Here is a 14,487-nt window from a genome sequence, read left to right on the forward strand (position 1 = left end):
AAACGTTCATAAATGCGACACGAATTTACGACTGTTCGTCGTTAAATTTGTGAGGCTTTGTGTCGCTGTGTACAATGACCTCCCTTTTGCCCCCGCTAAGCTGGCGTACGTTCAGCGCGAGAGGTAACTGGTTGAATTGAAAAGAAATTTGTCTCTTTTAGAGGCAGCCTGGTGAGAAAGTGTCTATGAAAGCAGGTCTGTACCATCCAGATGAATTCAAGGATAACTGTGGTTTCGGCCTGATTGCCCACATGCAGGGCGAACCCAGTCATCACCTGTTGCAGACGGCTATCCAAGCCCTGACCTGCATGACCCACCGTGGTGGGATCAACGCCGACGGCAAGACCGGTGACGGTTGCGGGCTGTTGATTCAAAAACCGGACGCGTTCTTGCGCGCCGTTGCCAAGGAAACCTTTGGCAACGAGCTGCCGCGTCAATACGCCGTGGGCATGGTGTTCCTCAATCAGGACGACGCTAAAGCCGATGTCGCCCGCGAGAACATGAATCGCGAAATCCTTGCCGCAGGCCTGACCCTCGTCGGCTGGCGCCAAGTGCCCATCGACACCAGCGTGCTGGGTCGTCTGGCGCTGGAGCGTCTGCCGAAAATCGAGCAGGTGTTCATCGGCGGTGAAGGCCTGAGTGATCAGGAGTTCGCGATCAAGCTGTTCAGCGCGCGCCGCCGTTCGTCGGTCGCCAACGCTGAAGACACTGATCACTACATCTGCAGCTTTTCTCACAAGACCATCATCTACAAAGGTCTGATGATGCCGCGCGACCTGACGGCATTCTTCCCGGACCTGAGCGACGAGCGTCTGCAGACCGCGATTTGCGTGTTTCACCAGCGCTTCTCGACCAACACCCTGCCGAAATGGCCGCTTGCGCAGCCTTTCCGCTTTCTCGCTCACAATGGCGAGATCAATACCATCACGGGGAACCGCAACTGGGCGCAGGCCCGTCGCACCAAGTTCGCCAACGAACTGATTCCGGATCTGGATGAGTTGGGCCCGCTGGTCAACCGCGTGGGTTCCGACTCCTCAAGCATGGACAACATGCTGGAACTGATGGTCACCGGCGGCATCGACCTGTTCCGTGGCGTGCGCATGATTATTCCGCCTGCGTGGCAGAACGTTGAGACCATGGACCCCGATCTGCGGGCGTTCTATGAGTACAACTCCATGCACATGGAGCCTTGGGATGGTCCGGCCGGTGTCGTGATGACCGAAGGCCGTCATGCAGTGTGCCTGCTTGACCGTAACGGTTTGCGTCCAGCGCGCTGGGTCACCACCAAGAATGGATACATCACCCTGGCGTCGGAAATCGGCGTGTGGGACTACAAGCCGGAAGACGTGATCGCCAAAGGCCGTGTCGGCCCGGGTCAGATCTTTGCCGTGGACACTGAAACCGGCCAGATCCTCGACACCGACGCCATCGACAACCGCTTGAAGTCGCGTCACCCGTACAAGCAATGGCTGCGCAAGAACGCCCTGCGTATCCAGGCGACCATCGAAGACAATGACCACGGTTCGGCTTTCTACAATGCCGACCAGCTCAAGCAATACATGAAGATGTATCAGGTCACCTTCGAAGAGCGTGATCAGGTATTGCGTCCGCTCGGTGAGCAGGGCCAGGAAGCGGTCGGCTCGATGGGGGACGACACGCCGATGGCGATTCTGTCGCAGCGCGTACGTTCGCCTTACGATTACTTCCGTCAGCAGTTCGCGCAGGTGACCAACCCGCCGATCGATCCGCTGCGTGAAGCCATCGTCATGTCGCTGGAAATCTGCCTCGGTGCCGAGCGCAACATTTTCCAGGAGTCGCCTGAGCACGCCTCCCGCGTGATCCTCAGCTCGCCGGTCATTTCCCCGGCCAAGTGGCGCTCGCTGATGACCCTGGAGCGTCCAGGCTTCGAGCGGCAGATCATCGACCTGAACTACGAAGAAAGCATCGGCCTTGAAGCGGCTGTGCGTAACATCGCTGATCAGGCTGAGGAAGCCGTGCGTGCCGGTCGTACCCAGATCGTGTTGACCGACCGTCATATCGCTCCGGGCAAGCTGCCTGCTCACGCGTCCCTGGCTGTCGGTGCAGTGCACCACCGCCTGACCGAAAAAGGCCTGCGCTGCGATAGCAACATTCTGGTCGAAACCGCCACCGCTCGTGATCCGCATCACTTCGCGGTATTGATCGGCTTCGGTGCGTCGGCGGTGTATCCGTTCCTCGCTTATGAAGTGCTGGGCGACCTGATCCGCACGGGCGAAGTACTGGGCGACCTCTACGAGGTGTTCAAGAACTACCGCAAAGGCATCACCAAGGGCCTGCTCAAGATCCTGTCGAAGATGGGTATCTCGACCATCGCGTCGTACCGTGGTGCGCAGTTGTTCGAGGCCATCGGTTTGTCCGAAGCGGTCTGCGACCTGAGCTTCCGTGGTGTGCCAAGCCGCATCAAAGGTGCGCGCTTCGTCGATATCGAAGCCGAGCAGAAGTTGCTCTCCAACGAAGCCTGGAGCCCGCGCAAGCCGATCCAGCAAGGTGGCCTGCTCAAGTTCGTGTTCGGCGGCGAATACCACGCCTACAACCCGGACGTGGTCAGCATGCTGCAAGCCGCTGTGCAGCAGGGCGACTACAGCAAGTTCAAGGAATACACCTCGCTGGTGGACAAGCGTCCGGTATCGATGATTCGCGACCTGTTCCAGGTCAAGACCCTCGACACACCAATGTCCATCGACGAAGTCGAGCCGCTGGCTGAAATCCTCAAACGTTTCGACTCGGCCGGGATCTCCCTGGGCGCACTGTCGCCGGAAGCTCACGAAGCGCTGGCCGAGGCCATGAACCGTCTGGGCGCACGCTCCAACTCCGGTGAGGGCGGCGAAGACCCTGCGCGCTACGGCACCATCCGCAGCTCGAAAATCAAACAGATCGCCACCGGCCGTTTTGGTGTGACCCCTGAGTATCTGGTCAACGCTGACGTGTTGCAGATCAAGGTCGCTCAAGGCGCCAAGCCGGGCGAGGGCGGGCAACTGCCTGGCGGTAAAGTGAATGGCCTGATCGCCAAGCTGCGTTATGCAGTGCCGGGCGTGACCTTGATTTCGCCACCGCCGCACCACGACATCTATTCCATCGAAGACTTGTCGCAGCTGATTTTCGACCTCAAGCAGGTCAACCCGGAGGCTCTGGTTTCGGTGAAACTGGTAGCTGAAGCGGGCGTGGGTACGATTGCGGCCGGTGTGGCCAAGGCTTATGCCGACCTGATCACTATTTCCGGGTACGACGGCGGCACCGGTGCATCGCCGCTGTCGTCGATCAAATACGCGGGCGCTCCGTGGGAACTTGGCCTGGCCGAAACTCACCAGACCCTGCGCGGCAACGACCTGCGCGGCAAGGTTCGGGTACAGACCGACGGCGGTCTGAAAACCGGTCTGGACGTGATCAAGGCTGCAATTCTCGGTGCCGAAAGCTTCGGTTTCGGTACCGCGCCAATGATCGCGCTGGGCTGCAAATACCTGCGTATCTGCCACCTGAACAACTGCGCCACCGGCGTTGCGACTCAGAACGACAAGCTGCGCAAGGATCACTACATCGGCACCGTCGACATGGTGATCAACTTCTTCACTTATGTGGCTGAAGAGACCCGTGAGTGGCTGGCCAAGCTGGGCGTCCGCTCGCTGGAAGAGCTGATCGGCCGTACCGATCTGCTCGACATCCTGCCGGGCGAAACCGCCAAGCAACAGCACCTGGACCTGACGCCACTGCTGGGCAGCGACCACATTCCGGCTGATAAACCTCAGTTCAGCCTGGTGGATCGCAACCCGCCGTTCGACAAAGGCCTGCTGGCTGAACGTATGGTTGAAATGGCCAAACCGGCCATCGAAAGCCTGAGCGGCGGTGAGTTCGAGCTGGAAATCTGCAACTGCGACCGTTCCATTGGCGCACGGATTTCCGGCGAAATCGCCAAGCTGCACGGCAACCAGGGCATGAACAAGGCACCGATCACCTTCCGCTTCAAAGGGACGGCTGGTCAGAGCTTCGGTGTTTGGAACGCCGGTGGCCTGAACATGTATCTGGAAGGTGATGCCAACGACTATGTCGGTAAAGGCATGACTGCGGGCAAGCTGGTGATCGTTCCGCCTAAAGGCAGCCCGTTCAAGACCCAGGACAGCGCCATCATCGGCAACACCTGTCTGTACGGCGCCACCGGTGGCAAGCTGTTCGCGGCAGGTACCGCAGGCGAGCGTTTCGCGGTGCGTAACTCCGGTGCTCACACCATCGTGGAAGGCACGGGCGACCACTGTTGCGAATACATGACTGGCGGGTTTGTCTGCGTATTGGGCAAGACCGGCTATAACTTCGGTTCCGGGATGACCGGTGGTTTCGCCTACGTGCTGGACCTGGACAACACCTTCGTTGACCGGGTTAACCACGAACTGGTTGAAATCCAGCGGATCAGCGGCGAAGCGATGGAAGCTTATCGCAGCCATCTGGAGCGTGTACTGGCCGAGTATGTCGAGGAAACCGACAGTGAGTGGGGTCGTAACGTCTGGGAAAACCTGGACGACTACCTGCGCCGCTTCTGGATGGTCAAGCCTAAGGCAGCTTCGTTGAAGTCCTTGCTCTCCAGCACCCGCGCGAATCCGCAGTAACTGCAGCTTTAAGCGGCAAGCTTCAAGCCGCAAGTTAACAGCAGTGCGTGATTTGCCTGCGAATATGATTCTGGCAGCTTCAGGTTTGTCGCCTGAAGCTGCCATGTAGAGGTTCAAGAGAATGGCCGAACGTCTAAGTAACGACTTCCAGTTCATCGATGTCGGGCGTAAAGATCCGAAGAAGAAACTGCTGCGTCAGCGCAAGAAAGAGTTCGTGGAAATCTACGAACCTTTCAAACCGCAACAGTCAGCCGATCAGGCTCACCGTTGCCTGGGTTGTGGTAACCCGTATTGCGAATGGAAATGCCCGGTTCACAACTTCATCCCTAACTGGCTGAAGCTGGTCGCCGAAGGCAACATCCTGGCGGCTGCCGAACTGTCGCACCAGACCAACACCCTGCCGGAAGTCTGCGGTCGTGTGTGTCCGCAGGATCGCCTTTGCGAAGGTGCCTGCACCCTGAACGACGGCTTCGGTGCGGTGACCATTGGTTCGGTGGAGAAGTACATCACCGATACAGCGTTTGCCATGGGCTGGCGTCCGGACATGTCCAAAGTCGTGCCGACCGGCAAACGCGTCGCGATCATCGGTGCCGGTCCTGCCGGGCTGGGCTGCGCAGACGTGCTGGTGCGTGGCGGCGTGACTCCGGTGGTGTTCGACAAGAACCCGGAAATCGGCGGCTTGCTGACGTTCGGCATCCCCGAGTTCAAGCTGGAAAAAACCGTACTGAGCCATCGTCGCGAAGTCTTCACCGGCATGGGTATCGAGTTCCGTCTCAATACCGAAGTCGGCAAGGACGTGACCATGGAGCAACTGCTCGAAGAATACGATGCTGTGTTCATGGGCATGGGCACCTACACCTACATGAAAGGTGGCTTTGCCGGTGAAGACCTGCCAGGCGTGCACGATGCACTGGATTTCCTGATCGCCAACGTCAACCGCAATCTGGGCTTCGAAAAGTCGCCGGAAGATTTCGTCGACATGAAAGGCAAGAAAATCGTCGTGCTCGGCGGTGGTGACACGGCCATGGACTGCAACCGTACTTCGATCCGCCAGGGTGCCAAGTCGGTGACCTGCGCTTATCGTCGCGACGAAGAAAACATGCCGGGCTCGCGCAAGGAAGTGAAGAACGCCAAGGAAGAAGGCGTGAAGTTCCTCTACAACCGTCAGCCGATCGCTATTGTTGGCGAAGACAAGGTTGAAGGTGTGAAGGTGGTCGAGACCCGTCTCGGTGAGCCTGATGCCCGTGGCCGTCGCAGCCCTGAGCCGATTCCGGGTTCCGAAGAGATCATCCCGGCTGATGCCGTGGTCATCGCATTCGGTTTCCGCCCAAGCCCGGCCCCGTGGTTCGAACAGTTCAGCATCCAGACCGACAGCCAGGGCCGCGTAGTCGCCCCGGAGCAGGCACAGTACAAACACCAGACCAGCAACCCGAAAATCTTCGCTGGTGGCGACATGGTGCGCGGTTCTGACCTGGTGGTGACCGCAATCTTCGAAGGCCGTAATGCAGCTGAAGGGATTCTGGATTACCTGGGCGTTTGATGTAGCAGCGCGGCTCCTATAAACGAGATGCAATTTTCAGCGTTGACTCAAATCCTGTAGGAGCTCACCGAGGTTACGAGGCCAGCGATAGCGGTTTGTCTGACACACCGCCATCGCTGGCCTCGTAACCTTGGTGAACTCCTACAGTCTATTGTTTGCTCCGCGACAACGTGGTGTCAGGATCGCCGGGCGACTCCCACGGAACCTGTAGGAGTGAGCTTGCTCGCGATGAATGATGACGCGGTGAGTCTGAAGGACTGCGGCGTCCAGATATCCGGCAAGCCCGGCCCCACATAATCCTCGCTTCCACTTCAAACCCGGCAACAAATCGGCACCGGGCCCCCGGGCAGAAGTCACTCCCAACCAACCCCCTGCGCTAATAGCCCTCCAGTTTCATCCTCCTCTTTTACCCCATCGGCGCCATCAGATGCTGGCTCGCCAACTGCGTTGCGGTTTATTTCCCCGAAGTATTTCTGCTCTACGGGCAGGCTAGGATCTTTGCCTGACTTAACGGGAACACTGTCGTACAGACTCCCATTTCATACATGTCGCTATAAGGAAATAGCCATGTTTCGAGATACAGCCTTACCTGCCTCTGCCACCTCTTCAGGTACCGAAGAACCGAGGGTATTCAAGCCAAGCATTAGCGCAATTCGTGAACACGTCGCCCGCCAGGATGCGGATCGAATCCTTGATCAGTTTGCCGAGCGATTCACGGACGATAACTATTTCCCCGAAGGTGGTGACGGTTTGCTGTTCGCCATACTGACCTTGCTGCCTCAGTGGCCTGCGGACACGGGCATCGTTGTTGTAGATAACAAAGGTGGTTCGCTGGGCTCCTATCTCAAAGGCTCCGATTGGAGCGTTGTGGAGCAAACGATCACCTTTGTGCAGGGTGATGATGGTTCTTACTCTGCACCGGATAGCAACATGACCTACCTCACCGAGTCCTTGTTCTGGGTGATGTTCAGCCAACTCCCTCCAACAACCGAGATCGGTGACTGGGGGGAGGATAAGACGGTGCCGGGCCGGATCGTCAGGCTGCGGGCACAAGTTTCGGTGTGGGTGCGGTTGGAGCGTGCGAGGTTATTCGACGCCTTGATGGCGGATGACCACGTATCAAAATCAATGTCAGCAATTTCGGAGTCGAACCATTACCTTCCATTTTCGACAGTTGGCCTGCAAGACGGCTCCCCGGCCTTACTCTCGCTAAGCGAGTTAAACCCGCATCTACCTGTTGATCGTCTGGAAGATTTGTTGCGTACCCATGCACTGACTGAGCGCGAGGAAGCTGAGCTTTTAAATAACGGTGGGCTGCCTCAGCCCTTCTTTGTAGCGCTTCAAGATTCGCGAGCTGAATGGGCCCACGACCGAGCCATCGACGGGCTGCTCCATACTCGGGTTTTTGACCCGCAGACCGATGCTTTGGCCCGTACCTTGACCGAGCATTTACTGAGGACCCGACTGGGTCGCGAGATGCGTATCACGACCTACGAAGAAGGTCACCAATCGGCCGAGCGAGATAGCCATCACCTGGCCCTGGTGAGTTTCGGCGAAGGGATTTATGGGCGCAGCGACGAGGAGGGGGGGCGTTTCAGTCGCGCAGGAAATGACACCGACAGTTTCTACCTAGCCATCAGCTATCAACTGCAGGATTTCGAACGTAACGTTCTGGGTTTGAAGTCCGAAGACGATGTAACAGCTTTGCGAGGTGCCGTAGCCAAGCTCGCCATTGATGAAAACGGAGGCTGGTTCCCCTTAGAGGGGGTCGAGCGGCCCACGTGGTTCATTCAGGCTTCGACAGCCGATAAAGCAGCCTGGGAAGAGGCTGCCCATGAGTACATTCAGGCTTTAGTCGAAGCGCAAGCCCCTGGCGTACCTGATGTCTTGGCCTACGGCGACCCTGCGCAATTGCATAGGTATGTCCGAGCAGCTTCGCGCGAGAGAATAAAAATTGATCATGGGTTGGATCTGGAACCTGACGATGTAGTGATTGAAACCCTGACCCCCGTAGTGGAAGGAATAGTCATCATCGATGAGCCGGTGACTACTAAAAAGAAGTACCGGAAAGAACTGTGCAGCCTCACAGAATTGAGTCTGAAAAATTTCGGATTTCTCGATCTTCTGTCGAGTTCAACGATCACCGCACGGAATCATCTGGAAGAGCCCATCCCGGCTCTTTCCTTTGACTACCTGTACGACCTTGTTCGTGATCTGGATGTGGGCGAAAACTACGTTAAATTCCTGACCACGCGCTTGTCGACGTCTGCGGAAGGGATGTGGCGTAAAGAGCGCTATATGCAGGTGATGGAGGTGCAGATGCGCCTGCAAGCCCTGGAAGCAAGTATGTCAGGCGAGTTTGCTGAAGATGACCAGCCCGCAGGCCGCAGTGATCGCGCTTATCACTGGGTTATGGCGGCACTTGATCATCCGGTCGAGGGCGCCGAGCGAGCGAAAGTAGACGGTCATCAGATTACGGTTCAACGCATGAAGGTCGGCGGAGTGACGCTGGATGGGCTTTTGTTGATTGCTCCTGTCTCACGCGAGGCAGTGCCTTCGGTCGTTCTGTACATACCGCAAGCACCCGACGGGAAATGCTTTCGTTTATTCGAAGACGGGCGTGAGCTGCGCAAGGAAGTCTTTCGCAACCCCATTTTTCTAGAGTATTTGATAAGCCATGCGCCCTCGCCATGGCAGACGCAAGTCAGGAAGTCGTTGACCGTAGACGCACGCAACATCTTGATAGATTCAGTCCCCCTGCGCCGCAATCTCTATGACGCGGCCTATGAGGCACAAGTCGCGCATGTTATCTCGGCAGTCAACGAACAAACCAACACTAAGTGGGAGAGGAGTTGGCAGGACGCTTGGGATACCGCTATTTTTGTTGCAGACATCGCACTGATGTTTGCGCCTTTCTACATCTCTGTGCCCGTCACCGCGTTGCAAGTGGTTTATTCGATCATTCAGGGTGTAGTGAGTACCTACAAAGGGGAGCGAGAGGCCGGGTTGTATTTCAGCGAGGCTGCAATCTTGCTGATGGGCTTGTTCCTTGGAGCGGGAAAACGTCCGCCCAGAGCAGGGGGCTTGGGTAGGGTCAGTTTCAATCCAAAATCAGCGCTAAAAAGAGTGCCAGACGGCTTGCAGCGGCGCACCGATGGCGTATTTAACGGCGTTTATGAAAAAGGTCATAGCGGTGGCATTTCGCGCTTCTATGTCAAGGACGCCAGTAAAACCTATCTGGTTCGCTATGACCGTGATTATGCAACCTGGCGGTTGATTGATCCCCGCCGTCCGGATGCCTATTACCAGGCGCCGATCAGCTTCGAAGGCGGCGCATGGACGCACTCAAAAGTCGGGCTGTTGGGCGGCGGCCGCAAGGCTGTAAAAGAACCGACGCCTGGGCCCTCTGGTGCGAGTGCCGCACCCAAGCGCTATACCCTGGACGTTGCCGGATTCGAAAACTCCAAGCCGTTTAAAAAAGCGGATCCGCATATTCAGGACGCTTTAAGGCAGTCGGTAGAGAGAGTCACCGAAAAATACATTGAGAGAGGCGGCGGCAAATTTCATGGTTACGAGGAGAAGGGAACGGGCAGGTATATTTCCACGTTCGATTTAACCGGTATACCGGGTGGCAAGGGCAGAGGGCCGTGGCGATTGCAAGTGATCGAGCGCGTGGTACTTGATGAAAGCGGTCAGGTGGTAAAAGTCCCGGGGCAACCGGGGGTACTTGAGTTCTATAAGCTCCTGCCCAGTCATTGACTTGCTGGAGGTCCGAAGGCTATCTGCTTCAGGACCGGGCTCAGCCGAGACAGGTGTTGCTTCAGAAGTGAAGTATTCCCGCCTGAAGCCAGTCCCACGGCTGCGACAAATCGACCCGATAGATAAAAGGCACGGCTCCAGCCGTGCCTTTTGCGTCCACGTCTGAGAAAATGCCCGCACTTTTTTTGCGGATGCCGACATGACTGCCTTGAAGAACGACCGTTTCCTTCGTGCCCTGCTCAAGCAACCCGTGGACGTCACCCCCGTCTGGATGATGCGTCAGGCCGGCCGCTACCTGCCGGAGTACCGTGCCAGCCGCGCCAAAGCCGGGGACTTCATGAGCCTGTGCATGAACCCGGAGTTCGCCTGTGAGGTCACGTTGCAGCCGCTTGATCGTTATCCGCATCTGGACGCCGCGATCCTGTTCTCCGACATCCTGACCATTCCGGATGCCATGGGGCTGGGCTTGTACTTTGAAACGGGCGAAGGTCCGCGCTTCAAGAAAACCGTCAACACCCTGGCCGATATCGAAGCCCTGCCGATCCCTGATCCGCAAAAGGACCTCGGTTATGTGATGGATGCAGTAAGTACCATCCGCCGCGAGCTGAACGGTCGTGTGCCGCTGATCGGTTTCTCCGGTAGCCCTTGGACCCTCGCGACTTACATGGTGGAGGGCGGTTCGTCCAAAGACCATCGCAAGTCCAAAGCGATGCTCTACGAAAACCCACAGGCCATGCACCTGCTGCTGGACAAGCTGGCTGACTCGGTTATCGCCTATCTGAACGGCCAGATTCTGGCAGGCGCACAAGCGGTACAAGTATTCGACAGCTGGGGCGGTAGTCTTTCCGATGCGGCGTATCAGGAGTTCTCGCTGGCTTACATGCAGAAAATCGTCAACGGCCTGATCCGCGAGCACGAAGGTCGCAAGGTTCCGGTGATTCTGTTTACCAAAGGCGGCGGTCTGTGGCTGGAAAGCATGGCTGAAACCGGCGCTGACGCACTGGGCCTGGACTGGACCACGAACATCGGTGACGCCCGCCGTCGTGTAGGTGACAAAGTCGCTCTGCAAGGCAACATGGACCCATCCGTGCTGTACGCGAGCCCGCAAGCCATCCGCGCCGAAGTCTCGCGAATCCTCGCTAGCTACGGCAGTGGCAACGGCCACGTATTCAACCTCGGCCACGGCATCACCCCTGAAGTCGATCCGGCTCATGCGGGTGCTTTCATCGACGCTGTGCGCGAGCTGTCGGCGCAGTATCACGGTTGATGCACTGACCCTGTAGGAGCTGCCGAAGGCTGCGAAAGTGGATGCCTGACACATCGCGTTCGCAGCCTTCGGCAGCTCCTACAGAGAGCGCTTATATTTGTGTCTTGACCTGCAACGGCGGCAACTTCGCCAACCTCAGTGCCACCCCCAGCGCAATCAACAGCAGCACACCAATAAACAACCCGATGCCGTACCACCCGCCGTAATGCCAGCACACCCCGCCCGCCGTTCCGGCCACGCTTGAACCTGCGTAGTAACTGAACAGATAAAGCGACGACGCCTGGCCTTTGGCTTTGATTGCCCGTCGGCCAATCCAGCTGCTGGCCACCGAATGTGCACCGAAGAAGCCGAAGGTGAACATCAACACGCCAATGATCACCAAGGCCAATGGCTCGAACATGGTCAGCGCCATGCCGGCCAGCATCAACACGATCACCGCCCACAGCACCTGGCGGCGGCCCAGTTTGTCAGCCAGTGAGCCGATCTTCGCCGAGCTGTAGATGCCCGACAGGTACACCACCGAAAACAGTCCGACCACTGCCTGACTCAGGTGATAGGGCTCGGCCAGCAAGCGATAGCCAATGTAGTTGAACAGGGTCACGAAGCTGCCCATCAGCAGGAACGCTTCGAGAAAAAGCAATGGCAGGCCTGCGTCACGAAACTGCATGACGAAGCCATCAATCAGGCTGCGCGGCTGCAACGAGCGTGCGCGAAAGTTGCGCGATTCAGGGAGGATTTTCCAGAACACCGCTGCGGCGATCAGCGCCAAAATACCTACCACCATCAATGCCACGTGCCAGCTGACGTAGTCGATCAATACGCCCGTGATAACCCGGCCGCTCATGCCGCCAATCGCGTTGCCACCGATATACAGACCCATGGCCAGGCCAATGTGGTTGGGGTGAATTTCTTCACTCAGGTAAGTCATCGCCACCGCCGCCAGCCCGCTGAGAGACAGGCCCACGAACGCTCGGGTAATCAGCACGCCTTCCCAACTGGGCATCAACGCGCTGGCAAGGGTGAAGATCGCGGCGCAGAACAGCGCCAGCACCATCACAGGCTTACGCCCGAGCCGGTCGGAAATTGGCCCGGTGATCAACAAGCCGATTGCCAGCATGCCAGTTGATACCGACAAAATCAGGCTGCTCTGTGCCGCATTGATCGAAAACTCTCGGGACAGCACCGGCATCATCGGTTGCACGCAGTACAACAGCGCAAACGTCGCGAACCCGCCGGCGAAAAGCGCGAGCACCGTGCGCATGAACAGCGGTGTGTCTTTCTCGATGTAAACGTCACCCAGGGGGATGGCCGCTTCAATCGTTGTCGATTGGGTTTGCGGAGTAGAAGGGCTGACGGCAGTGTTCACGGTGGGCCTCAAAGAGCGTCTGGCGGGCAATGAGAAAAAAGAATATAGCTGGCTAATCATTCTTTCCAATATATTGTTCGACCTGTTTGATAGGTAAAACGACTCATTGGGAAGGCTATGGAATTACGTCATCTGCGCTACTTCATTGCGGTCGCCGAGGAGTTGCATTTCGGTCGCGCCGCGCTGGTTCTGGGGATCTCTCAACCCCCGTTGAGTCAGCAGATCCAGGTGCTGGAACAGGAACTGGGCGCGCGTCTTTTTGAACGCACCAACCGGCGTGTGGAACTGAGTGAGGCCGGGCGGCTGTTTCTGGATGAAGCCCGACTGGTGTTGGCTCAGGTCGATAAAGCTGCGGATGTCGCCCGGCGAGCGCAGTTGGGGGAGCTGGGTGAATTGAAGATCGGCTTTACGACCTCGGCACCTTTCACGTCGAGTATCCCGCAGGCAATCCTCGCGTTTCGCCAGACTTTTCCAGCGGTGCACCTGTCGTTGCAGGAAATGAACAGCAAGGAAGTGGCTGCCGGACTGGAGGATGAGTCGATTCAGGTGGGCATCATGCGCCCCTTGGCTTTACCGGATTCACTGGTCGTTCATGAACTGCTACGCGAATCGCTTGTGGCAATCATCAACGCCGACCACCCGTTGGCGCAGAGCAGCGACCAAGGCATCCATTTATCAGAGCTGGCGAATGAGCCCTTTGTGTTCTTCCCGCGCACCTATGGCAGCGGTTTGTATGCGCAGCTTGTCGATCTGGCCAGAGCCGCGGGCTTCAGCCCACTGATTACCCAAGAGGCAGGTGAGGTCATGACCATTATCGGTCTGGTCGCTGCCGGGCTTGGCGTAACCGTGTTGCCTGCTTCCTATCGACGTATGCGAATCGAGGGCGTGGTCTATCGCACGCTACTCGACCCGGACGCGACCAGCGCGGTATGGCTGGTGCAGCGCAAGGATCAGCAATCGCCGATGGCTAAAGCGTTTGTGGAGTTGGTGACGCGCCGGACGGAGGACGAATAACTCGTTAACTAAGGGGCACCAGGGTCAAGTTCTGTCGTAATCTGGTCAACATCCGTGACTTCTCGATCCAGACATCGGAGGGGGCCGGGCAGATAGATTCGGCCCGCCAGTCTCTTTCCGGACTGCCCCACGATCTGAAAACCATGGTTGGGCGCTTTCAGTTGTAGTACCGACTCTCCCGTAGAGGACTGCGACGCCGCGCTGCCGCGCAGCAAACGTGGACCCTGTAGAAGTGAGCTTGCTCGCGATAACGGTAGACCTGTTGAGAAATTATTCTCTGACCTGACGCTATCGCGAGCAAGCTCACTCCTACAGAAAGGTATTACAAATCAGAAAATTGTCGTTTGTTTAATGAGGGCTGCCGAAGGCTGTGATCGCCGTGTTTCGGGCTGAATGCTTCGCATCCTTCGGCAACTCCTACCACTATCAGCAACGTGGGATCAGTCCACCTTGCTCAAATCACCCTTCAACGCAACGCCAGCGATGAACGCGCCCGCGTGGCACTCATAGTTCACAGGGTCTTTGCGTTCGATGCTTTTGTAGTAGCTGGTGATGTTGGTCACGGCGTTGGCGTTGGCGTTTTTCGCTGCGCCGTACATTTGCAGAATGGCCGATTGCAGTACCCACTCACAGGCTTCTGTGTCGCTCTTGTTGAAGGCGTTGGTTTTCTTGTTGGTCACGGCGCCTGGGCTGACGACGGTGACCTTACCTTTTGGTGGCACGCCCGCCAGGTAGAACTTAACGCTGCCGTCGATTTTGCCAGCGGCGGTCATGTCATTGATGACTTTCTGAAACGGCAGAAACAGCGCCGTGTCACGAGCCTGGCTGACGCCTGGCAATACGGACAGGGCGATGGCGGCAGCGGCGATCCAGGGTTTCAATTGCATAACGGTCTTTCCTTGAGAGT

7 protein-coding genes are annotated in these 14,487 nt (G+C 57.4%); 5 read left to right on the top strand and 2 right to left on the bottom strand.

Annotated elements, in window-relative coordinates; translation table 11 throughout:
- The first annotated feature begins 185 nt into the window (after positions 1-185).
- The 4 genes from gltB to hemE all read left to right on the top strand — a co-directional run bounded on the left by gltB (position 186) and on the right by hemE (position 11,200).
- Entirely contained in the window at positions 186-4,634 is a 4,449-nt protein-coding gene (gene gltB, locus ACYASS_RS20860) for a glutamate synthase large subunit (RefSeq protein WP_463587517.1), read from the top strand.
- Between the two features lie 121 nt (positions 4,635-4,755).
- Positions 4,756-6,174: an FAD-dependent oxidoreductase gene (locus ACYASS_RS20865; RefSeq protein WP_463587518.1), complete on the top strand. Its 1,419-nt coding sequence runs from the start codon at positions 4,756-4,758 to the stop codon at positions 6,172-6,174.
- Positions 6,175-6,741: 567 nt separating this feature from the next.
- Entirely contained in the window at positions 6,742-9,933 is a 3,192-nt protein-coding gene (locus tag ACYASS_RS20870; RefSeq protein ID WP_463587519.1) for a dermonecrotic toxin domain-containing protein, read from the top strand.
- A gap of 199 nt (positions 9,934-10,132) precedes the next feature.
- Complete coding sequence (hemE, locus tag ACYASS_RS20875; protein ID WP_463587520.1) at positions 10,133-11,200, top strand: uroporphyrinogen decarboxylase; 1,068 nt, start codon at positions 10,133-10,135, stop codon at positions 11,198-11,200.
- Positions 11,201-11,291: 91 nt separating this feature from the next.
- On the opposite strand, the gene ACYASS_RS20880 is transcribed toward hemE, so the two are convergent.
- A complete protein-coding gene (locus ACYASS_RS20880; protein ID WP_463587521.1) occupies positions 11,292-12,566 on the bottom strand; it encodes an MFS transporter in 1,275 nt (424 codons plus the stop codon).
- A 117-nt stretch (positions 12,567-12,683) separates the two neighbouring features.
- On the opposite strand from ACYASS_RS20880, the gene ACYASS_RS20885 reads away from it, so the two are divergent.
- Positions 12,684-13,580 carry a LysR family transcriptional regulator gene (locus ACYASS_RS20885; protein ID WP_463587522.1) on the top strand — a complete coding sequence of 299 codons (897 nt, stop codon included), beginning with the start codon at positions 12,684-12,686 and terminating at the stop codon, positions 13,578-13,580.
- Between the two features lie 440 nt (positions 13,581-14,020).
- Here the strand turns inward: ACYASS_RS20885 and ACYASS_RS20890 are convergent, their stop codons facing one another.
- Complete coding sequence (locus ACYASS_RS20890; RefSeq protein WP_243244262.1) at positions 14,021-14,467, bottom strand: excinuclease; 447 nt, start codon at positions 14,465-14,467, stop codon at positions 14,021-14,023.
- Between the last annotated feature and the right edge of the window lie 20 nt (positions 14,468-14,487).

The sequence above is a fragment of the Pseudomonas sp. HP_14 genome, assembly GCF_055283875.1.

What these genes read in the sequence shown, in the direction of transcription:
- ACYASS_RS20890 (WP_243244262.1), bottom strand. Translation starts at nt 14,467, where the DNA reads ATGCAATTGAAACCCTGGATCGCCGCTGCCGCCATCGCCCTGTCCGTA.
- ACYASS_RS20865 (WP_463587518.1), top strand. Translation starts at nt 4,756, where the DNA reads ATGGCCGAACGTCTAAGTAACGACTTCCAGTTCATCGATGTCGGGCGT.
- ACYASS_RS20870 (WP_463587519.1), top strand. Translation starts at nt 6,742, where the DNA reads ATGTTTCGAGATACAGCCTTACCTGCCTCTGCCACCTCTTCAGGTACC.
- ACYASS_RS20885 (WP_463587522.1), top strand. Translation starts at nt 12,684, where the DNA reads ATGGAATTACGTCATCTGCGCTACTTCATTGCGGTCGCCGAGGAGTTG.
- hemE (WP_463587520.1), top strand. Translation starts at nt 10,133, where the DNA reads ATGACTGCCTTGAAGAACGACCGTTTCCTTCGTGCCCTGCTCAAGCAA.
- gltB (WP_463587517.1), top strand. Translation starts at nt 186, where the DNA reads ATGAAAGCAGGTCTGTACCATCCAGATGAATTCAAGGATAACTGTGGT.